A 25,161-nucleotide genomic window follows, 5' to 3' on the forward strand; every position below is an offset into this window, starting at 1 on the left:
GAATAATGTGTGGCGGATATAAGCGGATTGGCGGCAATGTCACCCGCCGCTTGCTTTTGCGCCGCAGCACAATAGACCCCTCCCCATGGCCGAAACCGAACTCCAGCCCCGCGAGGATGAGGACGCCGTCCGCGAGGAGGGCGAGGAGTTCGACGAGGACAACCGGCTCAAACCGGCCTTCGTCGATTCGGTCCGCGAGGCGCTGGAAGCCGAAGACGATTCGCGCGCTTATGAGCTGGTCGAGCCGCTGCACCCGGCGGACATTGCCGACCTGCTCGAACTGCTGAGCGAGACGGAACGGCGCGAGCTGGCCGCCGCCATCTCCGACCTGATGACGAGCGAGGTGATCGCCGAGCTCAACGACTATGTCCGCGAAAGCATGGTCGAGGCACTGCCCGCCGCCGCCGTGGCGGAAATCGCCGAACAGCTTGACACCGATGATGCCGTCCAGCTGATCGAGGATCTGGACGACGAGGACCAGAAGGCCATCCTTGCCGAAATGGACGCGGATGACCGCGCCATTATCGAAAGCGCGCTCTCCTATCCGGAAGAGACCGCCGGCCGCCTGATGCAGCGCGAGCTGGTCGCCGTGCCGGAAAACATGACGGTCGGCGACCTGATCGACTACCTGCGCGACAATGACGACATGACCACGGAGTTCTGGGAAGTCTTCATCGTCGATCACCGCCACCATCCGATCGGCACTTGCCAGCTTTCGTGGATCCTGCGCTGCCCGCGCCATATCCCGCTGCTCGACGTGATGAAGCGCGACCAGACGCTGATCCCGGTCGACATGGACCAGGAGGAAGTCGCCCTTCGCTTCCAGAAATACGCGCTGATCTCCGCCGCCGTGGTGGACGAAAGCGGGCGGCTGGTCGGCCAGCTGACCGTCGACGACATCGTCCACATCATCCAGGAAGAAGCGGGCGAGGACGCGCTGCTGATGTCGGGCGCCGGCGAAGGCGACATCAACGAGCCGCTGCGCGATGCCTATTCGGCGCGCGTGCGCTGGCTGGTCGCCAATCTCGGCACTGCCGTGGTCGCCAGTGCGATCATCGCGATGTTCGGCGCCGCCATCGAACAGCTTGTGGCCCTGGCCGTGCTGATGCCGATCGTCGCCAGCATCGGCGGCAATGCGGGCACCCAGACCATGGCGGTGACGGTGCGCGCAATTGCGATGAACCAGCTCACCCGTTCGAACACCAGGCGGCTCGTGCTGCGTGAGCTGAAGGTGGCGATGATGAACGGGGCGACCATCGCCGTGCTCATCGGCATCGCGACCGCGCTGATCTTCACGCCGCAGCTGGGCGGGGTGATTGCCGCAGCCATGGTGATCAACATCATCGTGTCGGGAATGGCAGGCGTATTGGTGCCGGTGGTCTTCGACCGGCTGGACCAGGACCCGGCGGTCGCCAGCAGCGTATTCGTGACCATGATCACCGATTCGATGGGCTTCTTCGCCTTCCTCGGCCTTGCCGTCGCAACCGGGCTGGTGGGCTGATCAGGCTCCGCCCCGCTTGCCGCCAAAGGCAATCGCCAGTCTGAGCACGGCCCATGTCACGCCCGTAACGGAGCTGGCGATCATCGCGATCACCATGTCGGGCAGGTAGAGGTGGAGCGTCGTGAAGCTCGTGCCGAACAGATAGGGCACCAGCCACAGCAGCGACCATGCCAGCACCAGCGTCATCACCAGCGGGAACCACAGGCTGAAGCTACCCGCCACGCCGGACTTGGCGCGCAGCACCTCGCGGTGTTTCCAGGCCCAGAGGATGCAGATCACAAACAGGACAGGCGAGAGCACCACCAGGGCCATCATCGACTGGCGCAACAGGCTGCCACTCGCCGGCTGGTGCTCGTAGCCCAGGGCCCTCGCAGTCACACCGCCGATCAGCGCTCCGGTCTCGCCGAACCCCATGCCGCTGCCCGCATTGACCAGCACCACGGCGGCGATCCCCTCTTCCGGGATCAGCGTCGCCTGTGTCTCCACGCCGGGAGTGGTGCCGGTGTGATAGACCGTCTCGCCACCGTTCACGAGGTTCCAGCCAAAGCCGTAGCCGGGCGCGGCCTCGCTCGAGGCGCGCATCATCGCGGTCTTGCCCTCGGCGCTGAGGATATCGTCCTCCCCGTTCATCATCATGGCGAGGTAGAGCGCTACGTCATTGGCGCTGGCGACGATCCCGCCCGCCGGTGCGTTGACCCGGTGCGTGCGGCCCGGCTCCCACGGGCGCTTGGTGAGGAACCACGGCCGGTGTCCCACCGCCATCTGCGGATAGGTTTCGCCATCGGAGACGAAGCTGCTCTCCATGCCCAGCGGCTGGAGAATGCGCGTCTCGATGAAAGTCGGGTAATCGCTGCCGCTCACCGCCTCGATCACGCGGCCGAGGATGCGGTAATTGGCGTTGGAGTAGTCAAACATGGTGCCGGGGGCGAAGGACGGTCCTTCCTCAAGGTCGCGTTCGACCTCGCTCGAATCTCCCTCCGCATCGACATGCCTGCGATTGCCCTGATTGGTCGAATAGCCGCTGGTATGGGTCAGCAATTGGCGGATCGTCACCGCGCCCGAGGGTCGGTCACTGTATTCGCCGAGATAGCGGGAGGCGGGCGCATCGAGTTCGACCTCGCCCGCTTCCACCAATTGCATGATGCCGAGCGCAGTGAAGCTCTTGGAAATCGATCCCAGCAGAAAAGGCGTATCCGGCGTCACCTCGCGCCCGCTGCCCTTCAGCGCCTCCCCCCGCGCGCCGGAGCGGATCGCGCCCTGTTCGACCACGGCATAGGCCACGCCCGGAGCGCCGGATTGCGGCAGCGCCGTTTCGAGGAATTGCTCGATCTCCGGAACCTGCGCGCGCGCCGGCAGGCTGGCCACGACTGCCAGCGCCAATGCCGCCAGCGTCCAGGCGCGTTTCCACAAATGCATGATCCCCCTCCTTCGCAATCCCCGTCCGAGGACCTACATTATCGCCATGCCGCTGCACATGACCAAGATCGCCTATCGCGCCTCCAGCTTGCGCGAATTGCAGGACTGGTTCGACGGCAAGTCGCCGGAGAGGCGCCTGCGCACGCGGTATCTGCCCAAGCGGCATGAGGAGATGACAGGCGGCTCGCTCTACTGGATTCATGAGCATGCGATGGTCGCCCGCGCCGCCATTCTCGGCTTCGAGCAGCGGCCAGACGGGCATTGGGATATCCTGCTTGAGAACCGCCTCCACCTCGTCCACCCCAAGGCCAAGCGGGCGCATCAGGGCTGGCGTTACCTGAAGGACGAGGATGCGCCGAAGGACCTCGAAGAAGGCGAAGTCGCGGGCGATGCGATGCCCGGCAAGCTGGTAAGCGAGCTCTCCAAGCTGGGCCTCGTCTGACGCCTAGACGTCGATCACCGCCTCCACCGGGCGGCGTGGGGACATGGGCATGGGATCGCCATAGCCGAACCGCATCACGATATCGGGCCGCAGCGCTCCAAAGCCCGCGATACCTGCCAGTTCTCCGCGAAACTCTGCCACCTCGATCGGCTGGTTGATGAAGGAGGTCTTGATGCCCAGCGCGGTCGCCTGCAGCGCAAAGCGCTGGCACGCGCGCCCCGCCCTCACCCAGTGCGACGGATTGGCGCGGTCTGCTGCGAAGACGGCCACGCCCGCGCTTGTATCCATCTGCTCGAGATATTTGGCGTTCTCGGCCTCGGCGGTGAAGACCATGTCGAAGATCGTCCTGCCGAACCAACGCGGAATGGCCGGGTTGCCGTTGGCGGCCGCAGGCAGGCCATCGCCACGTTCCAGCGCCTCCTTCGGATTGAAGCGAATCCAGTCACGCAATTCGCGCACGAAGGCTTCGTCCTCCACCTGCGCCGTATTGCCCGCGATCACGAGGTCGCGAACCCGGTCGATATCGCGTCTTTCGGTGAGGAGCGCGAGGTTCACCCCTTCGATCCGTGCCGCCTCTTCCAGCAAGGCAAGGTCCTCCGCCGAAACGGGAGCGCCGTTGAAAGGCGCTCGGGTGGTCTGGCGGCGCGGGATCGCATCGAGCAAGGGCGAGCGCAGCGGCTCCCCTTGCGAATGGACGAAAGCCAGCGTGCCATCCTGCCTGTCATGCTGCAGCTCACCGGGCAGGCCCGCCGATGCCGCCGCGATCGCCAGGTTCTCCGCCGCGCAGCCGAGGCTGGCATAGAGGTGGTGGTCATCGGGATCGACGACGGGGGTGCGGCGCGTCCAGTCGGGGGCGACCGATATCATCCCCTCACCGAGCCGAAAGCGCCATGGCTGCGTGTTGTGGCTGTTGGCGGCGAGCGTGGCAAAACGCACCAGGTCGCGGCGGGTGGCACCCGAGGGAAGCGGGGCGCGCAGCGCCTGCATGGCGCGGTCATAGTCTTCGGCCGAACCGGTTGTGAGGAAGCTGACCGCCGCCACACCGCCCAGCGCGGCCGCGACACCGGCCCCGCCGATCACGACGGCGCGGCGCGAAATCCCTCCTGTGCCTTTACCTTCAGCCATGACCGGAACTCCCGATCCTGCATAGCGGGAGACAGTGCGAAACCCTCAGGCCTCCGCTCTGTCGCTCATACACTATGTGGACGCAGGCGGCACGCCGCGCATTGACCCGGCGCAACGAGCGTCAGGCCATCGCCTCCATGCTGGCGAGCTTCACCAGCGCGGCCGAATATTCCTCAGGCTTTGCAGCACCTTGCAGGATATATTTGCCCGCGACCACGAAAGTCGGAACGCTGGAAATATTGTTCTGGCGGGCGCGCTGTTCTTCCATTGTGATCGCGGTGGAGAGCGCCTCGTCCTTGAGCGCGGCCTCTGCCCCGGCCCGATCGAAGCCCTCGGCCTCGGCGATATCAAGCAGCACCGCGTCGTCCGAGACATTTTGCCGCAGCTGGAAATAGGCGCGCAGAAAAGCGAGCTTCAGCCGCAATTGCGCTTCGGTGTCGGAAACGGTCAGCACCCAGCGCAGCAGCATATGCGCCTTGTGCGTGTTCCACACCATCAGCACCGGCTCCTCGCCCTCGCCCTGCCATGTCATCGGAAAGCCGACATCCGCGCCTGTCGCTTCCACCGTGCGGCGCATTTCGAGCACGTCTGCGGGCGTCTTGTTGTATGCCTTGGCAAGCAGATCGATCTGGTTGTGGCCTTCGGGGCCCATGTCGGGGTTGAGCTCGAACGGCATGAAGCGGATCGTCAAGTCGACCTCCCCCTTCAGCTGCTCGCGCGCCTTCAGGAACTGGGTGATGCCGATCGCGCACCAGGGACAGACAATGTCCGACCACACATCGACCTGCAATTCATCCGCCATCAGTCTCGTCCTCGTTCCAGCCACCATTTCAAGAGGTGGTGGGCAATAGCCGTTTCGGGCGGCGGAAGGAAACGCAGGCTTTCGTCCTTCTCGTCTCCCCCCATGGCGGCGGCGACTTCCGCGCGACTGAACCAGTCGGCATCGGCGAGTTCGGTCGTGTCGACCGTCAGTTCGCGACCCTCGGCCATGGCGTGGCAGCCGATCATCAGCTGGCTGGGAAAGGGCCATGGCTGGCTGGCGATATAGGAGACATCGCGCACCGTGACGCCCGCCTCCTCCAGCACCTCGCGCACGACGGCTTCCTCCATGCTCTCCCCCGGCTCGACGAAACCGGCCAGCGCGGAATAGCGGCGCTCGGGAAAGTTGAGGCCGCGACCGAGCAATAGTGCGTCCTCGTGCTCGACCAGCATGATGGTGACGGGATCGGTGCGCGGGAAATGCTGCGCCTCGCAAGCAGGGCAATTGCGCTGCCAGCCACCCTTGGCGATCTGCGTCGGTTTACCGCAGCGAGAACAGAAACGGTGGCGCGCATGCCAGTCCATCAGGCTGCGCGCGCCGCCATAGATGGCGAGGTCCTGTGCAGGCAGCAGCGCGATCTCGCGCCAGACGGGGCGCTGCTGGTAGGCGGGACGATCGTCGCCCGAAGTCGGCACTTCGGCGAAAAGCGGCGCGCCTTCGCGGATGCCGAGGAAGACCAGTTCCGCTTTTTCGCCTAGTCCATCGAGGCTGCGCCAGAGGAGGTGGCGATCCTTGCCAAGCTTGGGGGCCAGCCCGTCGCTATCGAGCACGAGCGCCTGCGGAGAAGCGCGGCACTCCGCCAGCCGTTCGGGATCGGCGCGCACATGGTCGGCACGGTCGATGCCGTGCCCGGTAAAGGCAAGGCTGGCCATCAGCCGCGTGCGTCCTGCGCCAGCGCGTCGACCTCAACCACCACGGGAAATTCATTCTGCACCGGATAGGCGGTGCTGGGCATATATTGCGTCATCAGATTATGCCGCAGGCTCCGCCTCATATTGACGAGGCCGCATGTACCCGCCGCACCGAACCAGCCGAACAGGCCCGCCGCATCGCCCGAACCGACCAGCCCGCCCGCGCCATAGCCCAATGGGCGCTCGCCGAACTGGAAGCGCCCTTCATAGGGAACGGTATCGGCGAAAAGGTCGGAGGTGGCGAGGCGCACCGCCGGTTCGCTCATCACCCGCACCCCGTCGATCTCGCCGTAATTGGCGATCATCTGCAGGAAGCGGTCATAATCGCGCGAGCTGGAGACAAGGCCCGCCCCGCCGAAGGGAAAGGGCGGCTCATCAAGATAGATCGAGCTGTCGGGCAGGTCGACCGGCAACAAGGTGCCATCGGCGAGGAAGTAATTGGCGGTTAAGCGATGCGCCTCTTCGTGCGGCACACGGAACCAGGTGGAGGACATACCCACCGGATCGAATATCCGCTCCTTCAGGAAAGCATCGAAGCTCTTGCCCGTGACCACTTCGATCACCCGGCCCAGCAGGTCGAGCCCGACCGAATAGGACCACTTGGTGCCCGGCTGGTAGACCAGCGGCATGGTGGCGAGCCTGTCGGCGAACAGCTCCAGGCTGTTCACCGGCTTGCCATTGAGCGCGCCCGGCACATCCAGCCGCGTGACTTGCCCCGGCACCAGCCCGGCTTCTGCATAGGCCGTGGAGATCGGGCCCTGCTGGACGATCGAATAGCCCAGCCCCGCCGTATGCGTCAGGCAATGGCGGATGGTGATCGGCCGCACCGCCGGTTCCAGATTGCCGGGCGTGATCGCGCCGTCATATTCCCTTTGCACCTGCATCTTGGCGAAGGCGGGCAGGATCTCGGCAATCGGCTGGTCGAGGGAGATGAGGCCATCATCGATGCAAATCACCGTCGCCATGCCGGTGACGGGCTTGGTCATCGAATAGATCCGGTAGAGCGTATCGGCATCCGCGGAGGTGGAACTGGTGAAGCTGGTGGTGCCGCGCGCCAGCACGGCGGCCTCCGCCTCCCCATAGCCGAGCGTGGCGACCATGTTGGCCACCTGCCCGCTATCGACGAAACCGGAGATGAAGCGGGAGACACCCGGCCAGTCCGGATGCGCGGATGCAGCGCCCTGCGCACGCAGCGCCATGGGCATGGACAGCATGCCGAGCGCAGCAGCCCCGCCTCCCAGCAGCTGGCGACGGTTGAAGGCAAGGCCGCGATATTCGCTGGCCCGGTATTCGCTGGAACGCACGCATCGTCTCCCACCAAGAACGGCGCGGAGAGTAGCAGGACGCAACCGACCTTCAAGTGCGCGCTGGGGCGGTGCGGGGTCTTGCAGACCGCAGGTGCATTACCTATGTAATACACATGTTGAACATCGCTTCCATCCTCATCGGCCTGCTCTCGCTGGTCATCGTTATTCCGGCGCAGATCCCTTTCCTCGGCTGGGCCAATATCTTTGCCCTGCCGCTGGTAGTGGTGGGCATCGTGTTGGGCGCACTGTCGAGCAAGGATACCGGGCGCAATTTGTGCCTGGTTATCTTCGTGATCGCGCTGCTCAGGCTGACACTTCTGGGCGGAATCTAACGCCCCGCCAGCACGCGTTCGGCCGCCTTGGCGAAAAGGGTGGGCAATCCCGCATCCGCCAGCCGTTCGAGCGGCCACCACTCGCCGCCTTCCAGCGCGACGGGATCATCGCCCGCATGAACCACCACGCCCAGCTCCAGGTCGAAATGGGTGAAGGAGTGGCGCACCACGCCCGCAGCCTTCCATGCGCCCTTGACCGGCGGTTCGCCATGGCCGTCCGCTTTCGATGACCAGTCATCGTCGGGAAGCGCGCGCATGCCGCCCAGCATGCCCTTACCCGGCCGCGTGACCAGCCACACCGCATCCTCGCGCGCGATCCAGAAGGCGGTGCCGGTGCGGCGCGGCTTGGCCTTTTTCTCCGCCTTTACCGGCAGGCGCAAAGGATCGCCGCTCGCCCGCCCCTCGCACAAGCCTTGCACCGGGCAAAGCAGGCAGCTGGCACTGCGCGCTGTGCAGATAGTGGCGCCCAGATCCATCATCGCCTGCGCGAAGTCTCCCGCGCGTTCGTCAGGCGTGATCCGGTCCGCATGCGCGCGGATCAAGCGGCGCGCGCCCGGCAGCGGGTCCTCGATGGCGAAGAGCCGCGCGACGACCCGCTCGACATTGGCATCAATGACCACAGCGCGCTGGCCAAAGGCGATCGCTGCAATGGCGGCGGCAGTGTAATCACCCAGCCCCGGCAGCTCGCGCAGCTCCGCCTCAGCCTCTGGAAAGCCGCCCATTTCCACGACTTGCTTCGCGCATTTCACCAGGTTGCGCGCCCGCGAGTAATAGCCCAGCCCCGCCCAGGCGGCCATCACCTCCTCCTCCGGCGCGGCGGCGAGCGCTTCGACCGTGGGCCAGGTCTCGGTAAACTTCGCGAAATAGGGGGCGACGGCGGCAGTGGTGGTCTGCTGCAGCATCACTTCGGACAGCCACACGCGATAGGGATCGGGACGTGCGCCATCTCTCACCCGCCATGGAAGGCTGCGCGCATGGCCATCATACCAATCGAGAAGGAGAGCAGCGACCCTATCCATTACCGTCTGCCCATGGCATAGCCCGCCGCGCAATGCCACGCGATGACGACCAGAGACGCAAGCCTTCCACGGCCAAGCGCAAATCCGCCCCCAAAGCGAAGCCATATGAGCGTCCGCGCGGGGGCGAGGCGCGTCCGGTGGCGGACCTGGTGCCGCAAATCGGCCGCGCGGCCTTCCGCCGATTCGGCTTCGTGCAGGCGAGCGTGGTCACCCGCTGGCCGGAAATCGTGGGTGAGGCGCATGCCAAGGTCTGCCAGCCTGAATCGATCCGCTTCCCGCCGGGGGAGAAGAGCGAGGGTATCCTCCAGCTGGTGGTGCTGCCCGCCCATGCCCCGCTGATCCAGCATGTGATCCCCGAAATCATGGAGCGGGTGAACCGCTTCTTCGGCTACAAGGCCGTCGCTCGCGTGAAGATGCGGCAAGGCGCGGTTAAGCCGGATGCAGCCAAGGTAGAGCGGACCGCGCCGCCTTCGCTCAAGCCCATTCCGATGGAGCTTGGCGAAAGCCTGCGCGATATTGGTGATCCGGAATTGCGCACGGTGCTGGAAAAGCTGGCCCGTTCACTGGGTTCAAGAGAGGACGAGACAAAATGAGAAAGGCGCTGATGGCGGGGTTCTTGCTCGCCGTTGCACCATTGGCAGGGCTGGCAGCACAAAACTGGGACGCCACCTTTGTCGAAACGCCGACCGGCCACCGGCTCGGCAATCCCGATGCGGCGACGAAGCTGATCGCTTTCGTCAGCTATTCCTGTCCGCATTGCGCGCAATTCGAAGTCCAGTCGGACGCGCCCCTGCGGCTACAATATATCCAGCCCGGCACGGTCAACATGGAAGTGCGCAACGTGATCCGTAATCCGCTGGACATTGCCGCCGCGCTTGCTGCCCAATGCGGTCCGGAAAATCGCTTCTGGGGCAATCACCGCGCCCTGCTGCGCGCGCAGGAGGAGTGGATGGAAGTGGCGGTCAACGCCTCCCCTGCTCAGAGGGCGCGCTGGACCACCGGCACTTTTGGCAGCCGGATGCGCGCCATCGCCTCCGACCTCGATTTCTACGACCTTCTGGAAAGGCGCGGCTATTCGCGCCCCGAACTCGACCGGTGCCTGAACGACGAGACGACGGCGCGCGCCTTGGTGGCGCAGATGGAAGCCGACAGAGAGCAGTGGGCAATCTCCGGCACGCCAAGCTTCGTGGTCAATGGCACCTTGCAGGAGGGCGTCCATGACTGGGCCAGCCTGCGGCCGAGACTCGCAACCGCTGGACAATAACCGGGTATATCCCTGTGCAAAAACACCACCCCTAGTGGTCGACGCGTTTTGCACCCCCAAGCCCCTTGGGCTAGCCTTCCACTCGATCAAAGACAGGATTTTCGTGATGAGACAGATCAACCGCCTCGCCCTTGCCGCCCTCGCAGCCCCGCTCGCGCTGGGGCTGGCCGCATGCGCTTCCGGAGAAGACGGCGGGTCGCTGAACGGTGAGCCGATCGACCCGATCGCCGCGCCCGAAGGGACAAGCTGGACGCAGACCGCCACGATGACCGAGATGGGCGGCATCCTGATGGGCAATCCCGATGCCCCGCTCAAGCTGGTGGAATATGCCAGCCACACCTGCCCCGCCTGCGCCAATTTCGCCAACCAGGCGGGCAGCGCGCTTGACGAATATGTCGCCTCGGGCGTGGTGAGCTTCGAGCTGCGCAACCAGGTACATGACCCGCTCGACCTGACCTTCGCCACGCTGGTGCGTTGCGGCGATCCGGCCACCGGCGTTCCGCTGGCAAAGCAGGGATGGGCCGATCTCAACGCCATTCGCGACCGCGCGCTGGGTGACCAGGCGGCATTCCAGGCCGCTTCCAGCCAGCCGCCGGAAACGCGCATGCAGGCGATTGGCGAAGTGACCGGTCTGCTCGACTGGTTCTCCTCGCGCGGGATCAGCCGCGACCAGGGCCTGGCCTGCCTCGCCGATAGCGAAGCGGTCGATACGATCATCTCGAATTCGCAAACCCAGTCCGACGAGTTGGGCGTGACCGGCACGCCGACCTTCTTCCTCAACGACCGTCGCCTCGATGGCACCAGCTGGAGCGTGGTGGAAACCGCGCTGCAGGGCGCCGGCGCCCGCTAGGGCACGGCGGGTCAGGCTCGCACGATGGAGATCAGGAAGCTCAAGCTGTCGGGCTTCAAGAGCTTCGTCGAGCCTGCGGAATTGAGGATCGAGCCGGGGCTGACGGGCGTCGTCGGCCCCAATGGCTGCGGCAAGTCCAACCTTCTCGAAGCGATCCGCTGGGTTATGGGCGAAAACTCGCCCAAGAGCATGCGATCGGGCGGGATGGAGGACGTGATCTTCGCGGGCACGGCCAGCCGCCCGCCGCGCGATTTTGCCGAGGTCGTGCTTCACGCCGCCGATGACGAGGGCGAGGCGCTCGACGTCACCCGAAGGATCGAGCGCGGCGCGGGCAGCGCCTATCGCGTAAACGGCAATGACGTGCGCGCCAAAGACGTGGCGCTGACCTTCGCCGATGCCGCTACCGGCGCGCATTCGCCCGCGCTCGTCAGCCAGGGCAAGATCGCACAGGTGATCGCCGCCAAGCCCGCCGAACGGCGCATGATGCTGGAAGAGGCAGCGGGTATCGCTGGCCTCCACGTCCGCCGCCGGGATGCCGAGAGCAAGCTGCGCTCGACCGAAAAGAACCTCGAGCGGCTGGAAGACATCATGTCCAGCCTCGACGGCCAGATCGCTTCGCTCAGGCGGCAGGCGAAGCAGGCGGAGCGCTACAAGGAACTCACCGACAAGATCCACGTCGCCGAGGCGCGGCTGCTCTTCGCCCGCTGGCGCGATGCGGCGGAGGCGGCGGAAGCGGCCCGAGGGCAGGCAAAGCAGGCCGACGAGAGGGTGACGACGGCTCAGGAGGCGGCAAAGGCGGCCCAAAAGGCGCAGCACGCGCTGGCCGAAAAGCTGGCCGAATTGCGTGACGAGCTGGCCGACCGGCGCGACGATGCCAGCGCCCATGGCCACCGCATGGCCGCGCTCGCCAGCCAGCTCGAAGCAGCGCAGCAGCGCCTTGCCGATCTCGACCGGCAGAAGGCGCGGCTGGAAGAGGACAAGTTCGAAGCCGACCGCATGACGCGCGATGCAGCGCAGGCGATGAAGGATCTCGAAAAGTCGCTCACCACGGCGGCGAAGGCGCTGGAAGAGGATGAGGCCAAGCGCCCCACCCTCGTCGCCAAGAGCGAGGATGCGGAACGCGCGGGCCGCGCAGCCGAGCTGGCATTGGCCAAGGCGACCGCCGACCATGCGGGCGTCGAGGCCGAGTGGCGCGTGGCCGAGGCCGAGGTGGCGCAGGCAAAGTCGCGGCTTGAAAGGCTGGCGAATGAAGCCGCGCGCCTTGTCCAGCAACGCGAGAGCCTGACCGGCGAAGGCGATCCGGATGCTGCGGTGGCAGAAGCCAAGGCCGCCGCCGAACAGGCCGCCACCGCCCGCGAGGAATTGCGCGAGAAGCTGGAAGCCAGCCGCGCGCGCAAGGACGAGCTCACCACCGCGCGGGACCAGGCGGCAAGCGCCCTCTCCTCCGCCCGCGCCGAACTGACCGGCGTGGAACGCGAATTCACCGCCATGCAGCGCGATCGCGATGCGCGCGCCAAGCAGGCGCAGAGCCGGGGCGGGATGCCTGCCGCGCTCGACCGGCTGGCGGCGGAAAAGGGCTATGAGCGCGCGCTCGCCGCAGTGCTGGGGCGCGACGGCAAATCGCCACTCGGCACACCTGCCGCGGGAGCAGATGGCCGCTACTGGACCGGCGCGAAAGCTCCCCAGAAGGTGGCGGACAGCCTCGCCGACCATGTCACCAAATGCCCGGACGAACTCGCCGCCCGCCTCGCCCTGGTGCATGTCGCCGATGCCGATGATGGCCGCGACCTCGGCCCCGGCGAATGGCTGGTGACCAAGGACGGTTTCCTGCGCCGCTGGGACGGGTTCGTCGCACGCGGCGAAGGGGCGGCGGAAGCCGCGCGGCTGGAAGCCGACAACCGCTTTGCAGAACTCGAAAGCCAGCTTCCAGCCCTGCGAGATGCGGTGTCCAGCGCGCAAGGCCAGCACGATCGCCTCTCCACCGAAGCTTCCGATCTCCAGCGCAACCTCATCGCCACCGAGCGCGAAGTGAACGAGGCGGCGGAAGATGAGCGGCAGGCCCTGCGCGCACTCGACCAGGCCGAAGCCCGGCGCGAACGCCTCGCCACCCGCCTTGCCGAGCTGGACGAAAGCGAAAAGGACCTCGCCGACCAGCGCAAGGCAGCCGAAGCCGAAGTGAAAGCCGCCGAGGACAAGCGCTCCGCCCTGCCGGATCCCGAAAGCGGGCGCGCGAAGCTCGATGCCGCGCGGGCGAAGAACGAGGCGGCGCGCGACGGGGCGCAGGCGGCGATGGCCACGCTCGCCGCGCATGACCAGGCGCTGGCCGTGGCGCGCGAGCGCGTCGCGTCCCAGCGCTCGGACAAGGCGAACTGGCAAGCGCGCGCGGGCGAAGCAGCGCAGCGCCTTGCCGGCATGTCCGCCCGTTTCGAGGAAATCGAGCAGGAACGCGCCGTCACCGCCGCCAAGCCCGAAGGGCTGATGAAGGAGATCGAGGGCGGCGAGCAGGTGCGCGAACGCCTCACCGCAGAACTCGCCAAGGCCGAAGCGGCGGTCAATGCCGCCAACGAAGAGATGCGCGAGGCCGAAACCGCTTTGCACACGGCAAACGAAGCGCTTTCAACCGCGCGCGAAAACCGCGCCACCCTTGCCACCCGCGCCGAGAATGAAGAGCAGCGGCGCGAGGAAATGGCGCGCATTTCGGGCGAGCGCTTCCAGTGCCCGCCGCGCATGCTGGCCGGCAAGTTCGCCTTCGAAGAAGCGCAGGTGAAGGACTCCGGCGCCGAGAGCGAGGAGATGGACCGCCTCACTGCCAGCCGCGACCGCATCGGCCCGGTCAACCTCGTCGCCGCCGATGAACTGTCGCGGATCGAGGAAGAGCATGGCAGCAATGCCGCCGAGCAGGAGGAACTGCGCGAAGCGGTCAGCAGGCTGCGCGGCTCCATCGGCAATCTCAACCGCGAGGGACGCGAACGGTTGCGCGCCGCATTCGAAGCGGTGGACGGCCATTTCCGCGTGCTGTTCAGCCGCTTGTTCGAAGGCGGTCAGGCCCACCTCGCGCTGGTGGACAGCGACGATCCGCTCGAAGCGGGCCTTGAGATCTACGCCCAGCCGCCAGGCAAGCGCTTGCAATCATTGAGCCTGCTGTCGGGCGGCGAACAGGCGCTGACCGCCACCGCGCTGATCTTCGCGCTCTTCCTCACCAATCCGGCGCCGATCTGCGTGTTGGACGAGGTCGACGCGCCGCTCGACGATGCCAATATCGACCGTTTCTGCGATCTGCTGGACTCCATGGTCCGCGAGACGAACACCCGCTACCTGATCGTCACCCACAACGCCGTGACCATGAGCCGCATGCACCGCCTGTTCGGCGTGACCATGGTCGAAAAGGGCGTCTCGCGCCTCGTCAGCGTGGACCTTGGCGAAGCGGAAGCGCTGGCGGCGGAATAGTAGCGCGCTCGCTCAGCGGCGCGTGGCGAACCAGATCACGTGGCGCGGCCCCTTGCCGTTGCTGCGCGCCCGCACCACCACCTCGTCAACCGTGAAGCCTGCCTTGCGCAGCCGCCCGGCAAAGACCGGATCGGGCGCGGCCGACCAGATCGCCAGCACGCCGCCGGGCGTCAGCGCATTGCGCGCCGCGGCGAGGCCTTCGCGAGAATAGAGGCGGTTATTGTCCGCCCGCACCAGCCCGTCGGGGCCATTATCGACATCGAGCAGGATCGCATCGTAGCTGCCGCGCGCCCGCACGATGGGGAATGCCACATCGCTCTGCCGCAAGGTGACGCGCGGATCGTCGAGGCACCCGGCGGTCAGTTCCGCCATCGGGCCGCGCGCCCATTCGATGATTTCGGGCACCAGCTCGGCAATCTCCACCTGCGCCTCGGGTCCGAGCACGGCCAAAGCCTTGCGCAGGGTGAAGCCCATGCCATAGCCGCCGATCAGCCAACGCTGTTTGGGCCGGTCACCCAGCCGCGCGGCAGTAAGCTCCGCCAGCGCCTCTTCCGAACCGCTCATCCGGCTGTTCATCAGCTCGTTGCGGTCGAGCACGATCATGAAATCCGCGCCGCGCCGCATCAGCCGCAATTCCTCGCCGCCGGGGACGCGCGCACTTGCCAGATGTTCAAGGGGTATCATGCGCGGCCATATGCACCTTGCGCCTGCGCATGGCCAGCAGGATCGCCCGCCTAATCCAGCACAGCCCTCGGTCCCGAGCCCTTCAGGCCCAGCCGGTCATCCTTGTTGTAAAGCTCGCACCTTGTCAGGCTGAGGCAGCCGCAGCCGATGCACTGGTCCAGCTGGCTGCGCGTGCGGGTGAGCAGGCGGATGCGCTCATCGATTTGCGCGCGCATCGAACGGCTGATCTTCTGCCAGTCCGCCAGCGTGGGATTGCGGCCTTCTGGAAGGCCGGCGAGCTGTTTCTCGATATCCTCCAGCGACAGGCCGAGGCGCTGGGCGATCAGGATGAAGCTGACGCGGCGGATATCGCCGTTCATGAAGCGCCGCTGATTGCCGCTGGTGCGCAGGGCATGGAGCAGCCCCTTCTCCTCGTAAAAACGGATGGCCGATACGGCCACGCCCGTGCGCTTGGCCAGCTGGCCGATGGTGATGAAGCGAGTAGCTGCCACGAAAAATTATCCCCAAATACTTGACCTCAACTTAGCTTGAGGTTGCAGATTGCGCAAATCCTGATTCGCACCGCCCTCATCGGACTGCGTGATGACGGTTTCGTTTCAACGATTTACCGCAAGGATTTGTGACATGACCAAAGGACGTATCGAACATGTGAACCTGACCGTGACCGATATCGAGCGATCGGCCGCCTTCTTCGAACAGCTGCTCGGCTGGCACCAGCGCTGGCGTGGAGAGGCGATGAATGGTGGGGAGACCATCCATGTCGGCGAGGATGCGACCTATCTGGCGCTCTACACCGACCGCAAGGATCATGCGGGCCAGCAGAAGGGCAAGCCGATGAACCATGTCGGTCTGCTGGTCGACGATCTCGACGCGGCGGAACGCGTGGTGATGGAACACGGGCTGGAGCCGTGGGGCCATGACGATTACGAGCCCGGCCGCCGTTTCTACTTCTTCGACTGGGACGGCATCGAGTTCGAAGTGGTGAGCTATGTTTGAACCGATGCGCAGGCCGGAGGAGCGCTTTGCCCGGCCTCCCGATCGTCATTGCGAGGAGGCGAAGCCGGCGCGGCAATCCAAGGCCGCACCAAGCCACCGTGGATTGCCGCGCTACGCTCGCAATAACGATGATCTTGGGTTGGCCTAGAACGCCTCTTCGTAGACCCGGCCGATATCCCCGCCCCATTCGCCATGGAACTTCTCCAGCAGCAGCTGGGCGGGAACCTTGCCGCTATCGACGATCTCGCGCAGCGGTTCGAGGAAGCCGGTCTCGTCATTACCGCTGGCATCGTGGCGCGCGCGGGCGGCGAGGCCCGCATGGGCGATATCCAGCACTTCCCCGGCAAGGTCGCGCAGCTTGCGGCCGCCGGGGATCGGTGCGTCGAGCGCTTGCTTCGGCACCGCATTGCGCAACGCCTCACGCTCTTCCATCGACCAGTCCTTGACGAGGTCCCATGCGGCATCGAGCGCGCCGCCCTCGCCATAAAGAATGCCCACCCACAGCGCCGGCAGCGCGCAGATGCGGTTCCACGGGCCGCCATCGGCGCCGCGCATTTCGAGGAAGCTCTTCAGCCGTACTTCGGGGAAGGCGGTGGAAAGGTGGTCGGTCCAGTCGCTCGCCGTCGGCAATTCGCCGGGCAGCGCGGGCAGCTCGCCTTTCAGGAAGTCGCGGAAGCTCTGCCCCGCGGCGTCGATATATTTCCCGTCGCGGAAGACGAAATACATCGGCACGTCGAGCATGTAGTCGACATAGCGTTCGTACCCAAAGCCGTCCTCGAACACGAAGGGCAGCATGCCGGTGCGATGCGGGTCGGTATCGCTCCAGATATGGCTGCGGAAGGAGAGGAAGCCGTTAGGCTTGCCCTCGGTGAAAGGCGAATTTGCAAAGAGCGCGGTCGCCAGCGGTTGCAGCGCCAGCGAGGTGCGGAACTTCTGCGCCATGCAAGACTCGCTCGCATAGTCGAGATTCACCTGGATCGTGCAGGTCCGCAGCATCATGTCGAGGCCCAGATCGCCCACGCGCGGCATGTGCCGCATCATGATATCATAGCGGCCCTTGGGCATGACCGGCAGTTCTTCGCGCGTCTTGTCCGGCCACATGCCGAGGCCGAGGAAGCCGACGCCGCATTCCTCGCCCACGATCTTGCATTGCTTCAGGTGGCGGCCGGTTTCGGCGCAGGTCTGGTGGAGATTGTCGAGAGGCGCGCCCGACAGTTCGAACTGGCCGGCGGGTTCGAGGCTGATCGTGCCGTCATCGCCGCTCATGGCGATGACCTTGCCGTTCTCCTCCACCGGCTCCCAGCCGAACTGGCGCATGGCCATCAATATGTCGCGGATGCCGCCGGGCTCGTCATAAGACGGGGCGTGCTTGTCCTGCTTGTTGAAGACGAGCTTTTCGTGCTCGGTGCCGATCTTCCATGCGTCAGGGGCCTTCTCGCCGGCCTGCATCGGCGCGACCAGCGCATCGCGGCCCTCAATCGGCCGCTCTTCCCCCTCGGACGCCTTGCGCGTGCTCATGGCAAGGCCGTTAGGATGTTAACGGCCTGCGCGCCAGTGCCAATTTGCGTCAATTTGCATCACTCCAATCGCCGGCAATCGCCATCCACAATGCGGTGGCCGCAAGCGCCGCCGTTTCCCCCCGCAGGATGCGTGGACCGAGAGAAATCGGACGTGCCTGTGGATGGGCGCGGATCGCTTCGCGCTCGCCATCGTCGAAGCCACCTTCCGGGCCAATTACGAAGCCGGTCGGCCCGCGATGGTTGGCCAGCGCATGCGCTGCGCTTTCCCCGCCCAGTTCGTCGGCGAAGAACAGCGCACGGTCAGCCGGCCATTCGCGCAGCAGGACATCGAGCTTCGTCACCTCGGCCAGTTCGGGCAACGCGGTGCGCGCGCACTGTTCCGCCGCCTCGGTCACAATGGTGCGTGCCCGGTCGGGATTGAGCTTGTCGGCCACGCAGCGGCGGGTGAGCACGGGGACGATGCGGCGCACGCCCAGCTCGCTCGCCTTTTCCAGCACCATGTCGAAACGGTCCTTCTTCAGCAAGGCGGGGCAGAGCCAGAAATCCGGCACCTCCTCACGCTTGCGGAGCAATTCGACCGGTTCGAGAACACAGTTACGCTTGCCTGCCTCAGCCACCTTAGCGGCCCATTCGCCAGTGACATTGTCGCACAGGATCACCGCATCGCCTTCGCTTACGCGCATGACGCGCGAGAGATAGTGCGCCTGCGGCCCGTCGAGCGCGACCGCCTGGCCCTCGGCCAGGGGAGCCTCGACGAAGAGACGGGGTGCGCTTCGCGGCGGCCATGCAGGAGTAGCGGGCATGGCTAGGCACTAGCTGTGCTGCACGCTAGGAGGCAAGCCATGACGAGCGACCAGATCACGCCCGACAGCGAACATCGCGGGTTTGTGGGCCTGCTGCCCGCCTCGCTGCGCGATTTCGCCCTGCTGGCCCGATTCGATCGGCCGATCGGCTGGTGGCTGCTGTTCTGGCCCTGTGCATGGGGCGTGTGGCTCAGCGGTTCCGGCGTGCAATGGCAGCTGGTGCTGTGGCTGCTGCTGGGTTCCATCGCCATGCGCGGCGCGGGCTGCGTCTATAACGATATCGTCGATGCCGATCTCGACCGGCAGGTGGCGCGCACCGCCGTTCGTCCCGTGGCGAGTGGAAGGGTAAGCCTGAAGGCCGCGTGGATCTGGCTGTTCGCCCTGTGCGGCGTGGGGCTGCTGGTGCTGTTCCAGTTGCGGCTTGAAGCGCAGCTGGTGGCGCTGGCGAGCCTGCTGCTGGTGGCCGCCTATCCCTTCATGAAGCGGATCACGTGGTGGCCGCAGGCTTGGCTCGGCCTCGTCTTCACATGGGGAGCGCCGGTGGGCTGGATCGCGATGCGCGACGACCTCCTCGGCGTGATGCTGGCCCTCTACGCCGGGGCCTTCTTCTGGTGCATGGCCTATGACACGATCTACGCGCTGCAGGACCGCGAGGACGATGCGCTGGTGGGCATCAAGTCCTCCGCCCTGCGGCTGGGCGAGAGTGTGAAGGCGGGCGTGGGCCTGTTCTACACCGCCGCCATTGCCTGTTTCGCCCTCGCCTTCTGGCTGCTGCGGGCAGACTGGATCGCGCTACTGGCGCTGATCCCCGTCACGCTGCATTTCGCATGGCAAGTGGGAACGCTCGATCCGGCGGACGGGGCGAACCCGCTCGAACGTTTCCGTTCCAACCGCTGGGCTGGCGCGCTGGTCGCCGCGGCCTGTTTCGTGGTGGGGAATGCCTAGGGTTATTCGGCGGGTTGAAGCGTTGCCGGACTCGCGGGACGCGGGTTGAAGCGGCGAATCAGCTTCGCCAGCCGGGACGTGATCGCTCCGTTCTCCTGCATCCAGTCGTAATAGGCGCGGTACTTCTCATCTTCGCCCAAGAGGTGCGCTTCCTCGGTCCGCGCGCGCCAATAATAGATCGCGCTCACCACGCCCAGGAAGAAGGTGTTGCGGATCACATCCACCAGGCTGCCACTGGTGACGAGGAACGGCATGGCCGAGCACCACCAGAACAGGTTCTTCGACAGGTAAGCCGGGTGCCGCGTGAAGCGATACGGCCCGTTGGTCAGGACGCCGCGATAGGTGAGGTTCGAAAAGCGGATGCCGAAAGCCACCGTCGCCCAGGCATAGATAGCGGTGAGGAAGGCCAGCCAGCCAGCCCATATCCACAGCACGAGGTCGGAGCCTGCCAGCCAGTGGTTCCACCCGGCGGTGTTGTATTCGTACTGGATGATCCCGCCATTGCCCATGAAACCATAGACCACCGGCGGATAGCAGATCAGCGCCGCCAGCCAGCCTGCGAGGAAGGGATTGCCGCTGCGGATATGCGAATCGAGCGGGCGGAAGGTGAGGAGGTAGCCGACCGTTCCGATCTGCACGTCCACCACGAACAGCAGCTCGAACAGATGCATGCCCACGGCCACCGGATTGCCCGCGATCTGGGCCAAGTCCGCTTCCACGATACCGCGGAAACCGGCGGGCAGGATGGAGATCATAAAGGCGGAGAAGAAGCCCTTGATGATCCAGCTGCGCCAGTGCTTCTTCACCTGCTCCATGTCCCAGGCCTCACGGCCCAGCAGCAGCGCGCCGAAATGCCAGCTGGCATCGCGCGGGCGCTCCATCACCCGGTCAAGCCAGATGACATAGGGGACGGAGAGCAGGAACATCGGCACGGCCGCCGTGCCGATCACTTCCATGGCGAAGAGATATTGCCCGTCCCAGTACCAGCGACCGATGCAATAGAGCCCGCCGATGATCGCCCATGTCGCCCATAGCCCGGCAAGCTTGGTGGCGGAGATATCGATGATCTCGCGCACGGGGCGGCGATTGTCCCAGTCGATCCCGGTCGAGGGATTGCGATGCACCTTGTCGACAAAGAGGGACCATGCGGCCATCGCCAGCCCGGTCAACGCCATGGCAGCAAGCGCGGAGAAGGGGCCGGACAGGCGCATTTGCGGACCGGGCATGCCGAGCGTCGCCACGATCTCCGGCCAGCTGCGGCAGACAAGGATATAGGCCAGCAGCACCGCCAGGCCGACAAATCCGACCCACGGTGAAACGTCGCTGGCGGGCAGTCGCAAAGTGGTTGGCGATGGGGACGAAGTCGCGCTCATGCGCCGCTGCCTAGCGTGACAGAGGTTAAGGCGCTGGCAACGGATTTACCGCTTCCCGATTCAGGACAGGCACTCGCGCAAGGCTTAACGCCCGGCGCGAGCCTGACTCAGCGGAAGGCGGTGATCCGACCCCCGTCATCGAGGATATAGAGCGTATTGCCCGCCACCACCGGCGGCAGCGAAACGCCGTCGCTAAGCTCGGTGAACAGCGTGTTGACGCCGGTCATCACGTCGACCGAGTGCACCTCGCCTTCGCTGCTGGCGACCCACAGGCGGTTGCTGGCGAGCACCGGGCCGGTCCAGAAGATCGGACCTTCACGATCCTCGGGATCGCGGAATGCTTCCAGCTGCGTCACCCAGCGCACGCGGCCGGTGCCGCGCTGGATGGCCAGCAGGCGCGCATCGTCGGTCAGGGTGAAGACCCATTCGCCCGACAGCGCCGGAGTGGAAATGCCGGCAAGCGTCAGCTCCCAGATGCGCTGGCCGGTGGTCAGTTCGTAAGCGGCCATGCGCCCGCCCTGCCCCAGCGCGAAGACCTGGCCATTGGCAATGATCGGATCGGCATCGACGTCCGTCAGCGACCCGACCGCGGTCGAGATCGAGGTGCGCGCCAAGGCGTCGGACCACAGCACGCGGCCGTTCTCATAACGATAGGCGACGACTTCGCCGGAGGAATAGCCGGCAATCACCGAACCCTGCCCAACGGCGGGAGCGGCCACACCGAAGACGCCCTGCTGGCCGGAGGCTGCGGCATCCTGCCATACCGGCTCGCCATTGGCGGAATTGAGCGCGTGGATCTGGTTGTCCTGCGTCATCACGTAGACGGCATTGAAGGCCACCGTGGGCGAACCGCGCAGCGGCCCGGCGGGCTTCTTGCGCCACCGCTCGGCTCCGGTCTCGGCATTGAGCGCCACCACGTCACCCGTGCCGCTGGTGGCATAGATATTGCCCGAATCGTAGGTTGCTCCGCCACCGAAAGTGGCATCGCGCAGATCGCCCGACACCTGGATTCGGTGCGTCCAGCGGCGCGCGCCTGTCGTCGCGTCGAAAGCATGGATCACACCCTCGCCATCGACCGCGAACAGCATGCCGCCACCGATCACAGGCGCGGCAGCGAGACGGCGGGTCTTGGTGGTGCCGGCAATCGCAGCGGTCCAGGCGCGCGCGGGCGCATTGCCCAGCGTCACATGGCCGGTGACCTTGGCGGCATTGCGGCCGCCCTGCGGCCAGTCGGCATTGGCCTCCGCAGCAGGCAGAACCACGGAAACGCCTGCCAGCGCAGGATCGGCCACGATCTCGGTCGCAATGCGCGAGAGGATCGGCGTGCGGTTGCCGATGGTCGGCGTATCCGGCTCGTCATCGCCGCCACCGCCAATAATGCTGCAGCCGCCGAGGGCAAGCGCGGCAAGGCCGGCAATCATCCATGCAGCCGGACGGCGGGAAAGGACGGAACGGGTCATGCGGTTTTCCTGTGTCATTGCGCCGCAGCGGCGCCTTCTGCCGCGCCGGTATAGGCAGTCGCAGCCAGCAGTTCTTCGACATCGTCGATAGCGTCGAAGCCATAGCGGCCTGCGAGCTGGCGGATACGCGCGGCGATCGTGGCGGGCACGTCTTCGTTCTGGGCGATTTCGATCATCAGCGGACCGGCCTGGTCCACCTTGTCCTGATCCAGATAGGCATGGACGACAAGCTCGCCCGCACTGCCGAACCACGGATTGCCGGCAACCGCAAGCGGGCCCAGGCGGTCGATCACTTCCTGCGGGTCCATATTGTCATAATTGGCGCCCACCAGCCGCACCAGCGCTGCATCGCGCATCGGCGGCGGCGCGCCTTCATTGCGCACGACCTGCTCGTAGAAAGCCACGGCATCATCCGTACGCCCTTCGTCGAGCGCGATGGCGGCGCGGATCATGTTGGCGGAAGCGAGCGCGCCGGGGCTGGTCTCGCCATCCACCATGGCCAGTTCCTCATCCGCCTGGGAGAGATTGCCGCCCTGCAATTCGTCCATCGCCTGGATGATCAGTTCGGACTGGCCTTCCAGCGCGCCTTCCTGTTGGCGATCCCACCACAGCCAGCCGCCAAAGGCTGCAAGCCCCAGCACCAGCGCGATGCCGACGGGCAGGCCGAAACGGCGCACGGCATTGGTGACATCGTCGGTGCGGACTGCTTCGTCCACTTCGCGCATGAGCATTTCCTGCTCAAGATCGCGCTTCTTGTCGGGATCGTTGGGTGTAGTTGCCACGTTCGTCTGCTGGATTGCGTTAACCGTTGAGCCCGCGCTGTTAGGCGTTGGGGCTGACCAATTCAATTGTTTGATTCAGCCTGTCCCCCAATGGGTGAATGCTGGATGAAGTGCTGCTGCGCCCCTCAGTCCGGGCGATTGCGGTCCATCAGGCCCCAATAGAGCGCGCGATAGCGGTCGGTCATGGCCCGCGCGTCATATTCGGCGCGCGCGCGATCGCGATTGGCCTTGCCGATGCGCTTGCGATCCTCCGGCTTGGCCGTGAGATGCCACAGCGCGTCCACCAGCGCCTCCTCGTCTCCTGGCGCGGTGAGCCATGGGCCGTTATCGGTAGAGACCATCTCTGGGATGTCGCCCACACGCGGCGCCACCACCGGCAGGCCCGCCGCCATCGCCTCGACCACCGAGATCGGGAATTGCTCCGAATGGCTGGAGAGCGCGAAAATATCGAACAGGCCCATGATCTTCTCAGGGTTCTCGATAAAGCCGGGCAGGTGGACCCGGTCCTCCACACCCAGATCGATCGCCAGCTGCTCCAGCGCGGCACGCTCCGGCCCCTCGCCCGCAATCACCAGCTGCCAGTCGTCTCCCAGCTTCTGCATCGCGCGAACCAGCACGGGCAGGTTCTTCACCGCGCGCAGGCCGGCAAGCGTGCCGATCCAGTATTCGTCCTTGCGCTTGATAAGGCCGGGCAGGAAGTCGCGCTTCGGCGAGGCGGAGAAGGCGCGCGTGTCGATGCCGTTGGCGATCCGGCGCACGCGGCTGCGCGGCTGCCCCCAGGTATCGAGCGCAATCGTCTCCAGCTTCTTCGACGGCACCACAAGCGCGGCCGTGCGGCCGAGCGCGATACGGCGGTACCAGTTGCGCCGCATTTTCAATCGCTTCGCTTCATCCTCGTTGAACCCGTCTTCATGATGGACGAGCGGAGGGACGGCGAAGACATCGGCGAAGAGGGTGTGCGCCATCACCGCATCGATCGCGCCCCAATTATAGGTGCAGATGAGGTCGTAACCCGCCATCGCCGCCGCCAGCCGCTTCAGCCTGCCCGGCGTGGGCTTCCCGGAAAGCGGCGGGAATTTGGGCCAGCTCACCTTGACCTGCGGCGCGATCAGCTTCGCCGCGCCGCGCCGCTCAAGGTCGCCGGAGACGATCGCATGCTCGGCATCCTTGCCCCAGACATTCATCAGCCGGACCGAGCGTACTTCCTTGCCGCCCGGATCGAAGGTCGAATGCAGGTGCAGTATGCGCGGCTTGGAGCGGCTCATCCGGCGCGCTCCAGAAGGCGGGCGATGGCGGCCTGCGATTCGGCTTCGTCGAGCGTCGGCGTATGTCCCGTGCGGGCAATGGTCACGGCCTCGAGGCCGTCGATCTCGCGCTCCATCTCGCCCAGAGTGGCGGTGGAGAGGATGTCCGACAATTCGCCGCGCAACACCAGCTTGGGCACGGGCGGCAGGGCGCGGAAGGCCGGCCACAGATCGCCCGCAGGATCGTCCCCGGCCTCGTCGAAAGGCTCGGCAATGCGCATGTCGTAGTCGTAGGCGATGCGTCCACTCTGCCCCAATACCATCAACCGCTTGGTCAGCCGCAGCCACTCGGAAATGGTGAAGTCGGGATAGATCATGCCCATGCTCTCCCGCAGCGCGCGAGCGGCATGCATCCATGTCGGATAGCTGCGCCCCTGCCCGACCTGGTCGCGAATGCGCGCGAGGCCCGCAGGATCGATCACCGGGCCGATATCGTTGATGCCGATCGCGGCAAAATGCTCGGGCGTTTGTGCCGCCAGCAAGGTAGCAACGATGCCACCGAGCGATGTGCCAAGCACCACCACGCGGCCCGGCTGCACCTGGTCGAAAAAGGCCAGCATGTCCGCCACATATTGCGCGGGGATATAGGTGGCGGGTTCCTTCGAATAATCGCTTTCCCCGCGCCCGCGGAACTCCGCGCAGATTACGCGATGCTTGCCTGCGAAGCCCTCTGCCACCGGCTCAAAATCGCGGGCATTGCGGGTGAGGCCCGGAAGGCACAATATCGCCGGGCGCGCGGCATCGCCGGGATAGTCGCGGTAGTGCAGCGAAAGCCCGTCGGCGCTTTCCCAGCTGCCGTCCTGCCATGGCTGATCGGTCATTGCGCCCCTTCGAGCTTTATGCGTGGCTGGCCGGACACC

At 65.7% G+C, this 25,161-nt stretch carries 24 protein-coding genes; 9 read left to right on the top strand and 15 right to left on the bottom strand.

Annotation, left to right across the window (positions count from 1 at the left end; all coding sequences use genetic code 11):
• Nucleotides 1-85 precede the first annotated feature (85 nt).
• Nucleotides 86-1,501 (top strand): magnesium transporter, encoded by a 1,416-nt coding sequence (gene mgtE / locus E5222_RS09665; RefSeq protein ID WP_136693546.1) that lies wholly within the window; start codon nt 86-88, stop codon nt 1,499-1,501.
• On the opposite strand, the gene E5222_RS09670 is transcribed toward mgtE, so the two are convergent.
• Nucleotides 1,502-2,917, bottom strand: a complete 1,416-nt coding sequence (locus E5222_RS09670; protein WP_136693547.1) for a serine hydrolase domain-containing protein — start codon at nt 2,915-2,917, stop codon at nt 1,502-1,504.
• Nucleotides 2,918-2,963: 46 nt separating this feature from the next.
• On the opposite strand from E5222_RS09670, the gene E5222_RS09675 reads away from it, so the two are divergent.
• Nucleotides 2,964-3,359, top strand: a complete 396-nt coding sequence (locus tag E5222_RS09675) for a DUF1489 family protein (protein ID WP_136693813.1) — start codon at nt 2,964-2,966, stop codon at nt 3,357-3,359.
• 3 nt (nt 3,360-3,362) lie between these two features.
• Here E5222_RS09675 and E5222_RS09680 read toward each other — a convergent pair whose 3' ends face one another.
• The 4 genes from E5222_RS09680 to E5222_RS09695 form a co-directional block, all read right to left on the bottom strand.
• Nucleotides 3,363-4,484 carry an Acg family FMN-binding oxidoreductase gene (locus tag E5222_RS09680; protein WP_246021659.1) on the bottom strand — a complete coding sequence of 374 codons (1,122 nt, stop codon included), beginning with the start codon at nt 4,482-4,484 and terminating at the stop codon, nt 3,363-3,365.
• A gap of 121 nt (nt 4,485-4,605) precedes the next feature.
• Nucleotides 4,606-5,286, bottom strand: a complete 681-nt coding sequence (locus tag E5222_RS09685; protein WP_169053543.1) for a DsbA family oxidoreductase — start codon at nt 5,284-5,286, stop codon at nt 4,606-4,608.
• The gene (nudC, locus tag E5222_RS09690) at nt 5,286-6,176 is read right to left on the bottom strand and encodes an NAD(+) diphosphatase (protein WP_136693549.1); all 891 of its coding nucleotides are present in this window, start codon (nt 6,174-6,176) and stop codon (nt 5,286-5,288) included. The genes E5222_RS09685 and nudC overlap by 1 nt, the downstream gene beginning before the upstream one ends.
• Nucleotides 6,176-7,519: a serine hydrolase domain-containing protein gene (locus E5222_RS09695; protein ID WP_246021661.1), complete on the bottom strand. Its 1,344-nt coding sequence runs from the start codon at nt 7,517-7,519 to the stop codon at nt 6,176-6,178. The genes nudC and E5222_RS09695 overlap by 1 nt, the downstream gene beginning before the upstream one ends.
• Before the next feature lie 116 nt (nt 7,520-7,635).
• Here E5222_RS09695 and E5222_RS09700 point away from each other — a divergent pair, with 116 nt between their 5' ends.
• Nucleotides 7,636-7,854: a hypothetical protein gene (locus E5222_RS09700; protein ID WP_136693550.1), complete on the top strand. Its 219-nt coding sequence runs from the start codon at nt 7,636-7,638 to the stop codon at nt 7,852-7,854.
• Here the strand turns inward: E5222_RS09700 and E5222_RS09705 are convergent.
• Nucleotides 7,851-8,873 (bottom strand): A/G-specific adenine glycosylase, encoded by a 1,023-nt coding sequence (locus E5222_RS09705; protein WP_136693551.1) that lies wholly within the window; start codon nt 8,871-8,873, stop codon nt 7,851-7,853. The genes E5222_RS09700 and E5222_RS09705 overlap by 4 nt on opposite strands.
• Before the next feature lie 32 nt (nt 8,874-8,905).
• Here E5222_RS09705 and E5222_RS09710 point away from each other — a divergent pair, with 32 nt between their 5' ends.
• The 4 genes from E5222_RS09710 to smc all read left to right on the top strand — a co-directional run bounded on the left by E5222_RS09710 (nt 8,906) and on the right by smc (nt 14,434).
• Nucleotides 8,906-9,466: a DUF721 domain-containing protein gene (locus E5222_RS09710; protein ID WP_136693552.1), complete on the top strand. Its 561-nt coding sequence runs from the start codon at nt 8,906-8,908 to the stop codon at nt 9,464-9,466.
• Nucleotides 9,463-10,137: a thioredoxin domain-containing protein gene (locus tag E5222_RS09715; protein WP_136693553.1), complete on the top strand. Its 675-nt coding sequence runs from the start codon at nt 9,463-9,465 to the stop codon at nt 10,135-10,137. The genes E5222_RS09710 and E5222_RS09715 overlap by 4 nt, the downstream gene beginning before the upstream one ends.
• Before the next feature lie 106 nt (nt 10,138-10,243).
• Complete coding sequence (locus E5222_RS09720) at nt 10,244-10,987, top strand: thioredoxin domain-containing protein (RefSeq protein WP_136693554.1); 744 nt, start codon at nt 10,244-10,246, stop codon at nt 10,985-10,987.
• A 24-nt stretch (nt 10,988-11,011) separates the two neighbouring features.
• Entirely contained in the window at nt 11,012-14,434 is a 3,423-nt protein-coding gene (smc, locus tag E5222_RS09725; protein WP_136693555.1) for a chromosome segregation protein SMC, read from the top strand.
• Between the two features lie 12 nt (nt 14,435-14,446).
• On the opposite strand, the gene E5222_RS09730 is transcribed toward smc, so the two are convergent.
• Together E5222_RS09730 and soxR are read right to left on the bottom strand one after the other, a co-directional pair.
• On the bottom strand, nt 14,447-15,118 hold the full coding sequence (locus E5222_RS09730; RefSeq protein WP_136693556.1) for a spermidine synthase: 672 nt from the start codon (nt 15,116-15,118) through the stop codon (nt 14,447-14,449).
• A 50-nt stretch (nt 15,119-15,168) separates the two neighbouring features.
• Complete coding sequence (gene soxR / locus E5222_RS09735; RefSeq protein ID WP_136693557.1) at nt 15,169-15,609, bottom strand: redox-sensitive transcriptional activator SoxR; 441 nt, start codon at nt 15,607-15,609, stop codon at nt 15,169-15,171.
• Nucleotides 15,610-15,742: 133 nt separating this feature from the next.
• On the opposite strand from soxR, the gene E5222_RS09740 reads away from it, so the two are divergent.
• On the top strand, nt 15,743-16,114 hold the full coding sequence (locus tag E5222_RS09740; protein WP_136693558.1) for a VOC family protein: 372 nt from the start codon (nt 15,743-15,745) through the stop codon (nt 16,112-16,114).
• Between the two features lie 144 nt (nt 16,115-16,258).
• On the opposite strand, the gene E5222_RS09745 is transcribed toward E5222_RS09740, so the two are convergent.
• The gene (locus E5222_RS09745) at nt 16,259-17,632 is read right to left on the bottom strand and encodes a glutamate--cysteine ligase (RefSeq protein ID WP_136693559.1); all 1,374 of its coding nucleotides are present in this window, start codon (nt 17,630-17,632) and stop codon (nt 16,259-16,261) included.
• 49 nt (nt 17,633-17,681) lie between these two features.
• Nucleotides 17,682-18,437 (bottom strand): 16S rRNA (uracil(1498)-N(3))-methyltransferase, encoded by a 756-nt coding sequence (locus E5222_RS09750; protein ID WP_136693560.1) that lies wholly within the window; start codon nt 18,435-18,437, stop codon nt 17,682-17,684.
• A gap of 39 nt (nt 18,438-18,476) precedes the next feature.
• Here E5222_RS09750 and ubiA point away from each other — a divergent pair, with 39 nt between their 5' ends.
• Complete coding sequence (ubiA, locus tag E5222_RS09755; RefSeq protein ID WP_136693561.1) at nt 18,477-19,382, top strand: 4-hydroxybenzoate octaprenyltransferase; 906 nt, start codon at nt 18,477-18,479, stop codon at nt 19,380-19,382.
• A 2-nt stretch (nt 19,383-19,384) separates the two neighbouring features.
• Here the strand turns inward: ubiA and E5222_RS09760 are convergent, their stop codons facing one another.
• The 5 genes from E5222_RS09760 to E5222_RS09780 form a co-directional block, all read right to left on the bottom strand.
• Nucleotides 19,385-20,755, bottom strand: a complete 1,371-nt coding sequence (locus tag E5222_RS09760; RefSeq protein ID WP_136693562.1) for a methyltransferase family protein — start codon at nt 20,753-20,755, stop codon at nt 19,385-19,387.
• Between the two features lie 107 nt (nt 20,756-20,862).
• Complete coding sequence (locus E5222_RS09765) at nt 20,863-22,215, bottom strand: outer membrane protein assembly factor BamB family protein (protein WP_136693563.1); 1,353 nt, start codon at nt 22,213-22,215, stop codon at nt 20,863-20,865.
• A gap of 14 nt (nt 22,216-22,229) precedes the next feature.
• Nucleotides 22,230-22,997, bottom strand: a complete 768-nt coding sequence (locus E5222_RS09770; protein WP_136693564.1) for a tetratricopeptide repeat protein — start codon at nt 22,995-22,997, stop codon at nt 22,230-22,232.
• 125 nt (nt 22,998-23,122) lie between these two features.
• Nucleotides 23,123-24,262, bottom strand: a complete 1,140-nt coding sequence (locus tag E5222_RS09775) for a glycosyltransferase (RefSeq protein WP_136693565.1) — start codon at nt 24,260-24,262, stop codon at nt 23,123-23,125.
• A complete protein-coding gene (locus E5222_RS09780; RefSeq protein WP_136693566.1) occupies nt 24,259-25,122 on the bottom strand; it encodes an alpha/beta fold hydrolase in 864 nt (287 codons plus the stop codon). Before E5222_RS09780 ends, E5222_RS09775 begins: the two co-directional genes overlap by 4 nt.
• Nucleotides 25,123-25,161: the final 39 nt, after the last annotated feature.

The sequence above is a fragment of the Alteraurantiacibacter aquimixticola genome, from assembly GCF_004965515.1.
In the GTDB taxonomy this organism is placed as follows: Bacteria; Pseudomonadota; Alphaproteobacteria; order Sphingomonadales; family Sphingomonadaceae; genus Alteraurantiacibacter; species Alteraurantiacibacter aquimixticola.

Coding starts and splice junctions, on each gene's coding strand:
- mgtE (WP_136693546.1), top strand. CDS start 86: ATGGCCGAAACCGAACTCCAGCCCCGCGAGGATGAGGACGCCGTCCGC.
- E5222_RS09670 (WP_136693547.1), bottom strand. CDS start 2,917: ATGCATTTGTGGAAACGCGCCTGGACGCTGGCGGCATTGGCGCTGGCA.
- E5222_RS09675 (WP_136693813.1), top strand. CDS start 2,964: ATGCCGCTGCACATGACCAAGATCGCCTATCGCGCCTCCAGCTTGCGC.
- E5222_RS09680 (WP_246021659.1), bottom strand. CDS start 4,484: ATGGCTGAAGGTAAAGGCACAGGAGGGATTTCGCGCCGCGCCGTCGTG.
- E5222_RS09685 (WP_169053543.1), bottom strand. CDS start 5,286: ATGGCGGATGAATTGCAGGTCGATGTGTGGTCGGACATTGTCTGTCCC.
- nudC (WP_136693549.1), bottom strand. CDS start 6,176: ATGGCCAGCCTTGCCTTTACCGGGCACGGCATCGACCGTGCCGACCAT.
- E5222_RS09700 (WP_136693550.1), top strand. CDS start 7,636: ATGTTGAACATCGCTTCCATCCTCATCGGCCTGCTCTCGCTGGTCATC.
- E5222_RS09705 (WP_136693551.1), bottom strand. CDS start 8,873: ATGGATAGGGTCGCTGCTCTCCTTCTCGATTGGTATGATGGCCATGCG.
- E5222_RS09710 (WP_136693552.1), top strand. CDS start 8,906: ATGCCACGCGATGACGACCAGAGACGCAAGCCTTCCACGGCCAAGCGC.
- E5222_RS09715 (WP_136693553.1), top strand. CDS start 9,463: ATGAGAAAGGCGCTGATGGCGGGGTTCTTGCTCGCCGTTGCACCATTG.
- E5222_RS09720 (WP_136693554.1), top strand. CDS start 10,244: ATGAGACAGATCAACCGCCTCGCCCTTGCCGCCCTCGCAGCCCCGCTC.
- smc (WP_136693555.1), top strand. CDS start 11,012: ATGGAGATCAGGAAGCTCAAGCTGTCGGGCTTCAAGAGCTTCGTCGAG.
- E5222_RS09730 (WP_136693556.1), bottom strand. CDS start 15,118: ATGATACCCCTTGAACATCTGGCAAGTGCGCGCGTCCCCGGCGGCGAG.
- E5222_RS09740 (WP_136693558.1), top strand. CDS start 15,743: ATGACCAAAGGACGTATCGAACATGTGAACCTGACCGTGACCGATATC.
- E5222_RS09745 (WP_136693559.1), bottom strand. CDS start 17,632: ATGAGCACGCGCAAGGCGTCCGAGGGGGAAGAGCGGCCGATTGAGGGC.
- E5222_RS09750 (WP_136693560.1), bottom strand. CDS start 18,437: ATGCCCGCTACTCCTGCATGGCCGCCGCGAAGCGCACCCCGTCTCTTC.
- ubiA (WP_136693561.1), top strand. CDS start 18,477: ATGACGAGCGACCAGATCACGCCCGACAGCGAACATCGCGGGTTTGTG.
- E5222_RS09760 (WP_136693562.1), bottom strand. CDS start 20,755: ATGAGCGCGACTTCGTCCCCATCGCCAACCACTTTGCGACTGCCCGCC.
- E5222_RS09765 (WP_136693563.1), bottom strand. CDS start 22,215: ATGACCCGTTCCGTCCTTTCCCGCCGTCCGGCTGCATGGATGATTGCC.
- E5222_RS09775 (WP_136693565.1), bottom strand. CDS start 24,262: ATGAGCCGCTCCAAGCCGCGCATACTGCACCTGCATTCGACCTTCGAT.
- E5222_RS09780 (WP_136693566.1), bottom strand. CDS start 25,122: ATGACCGATCAGCCATGGCAGGACGGCAGCTGGGAAAGCGCCGACGGG.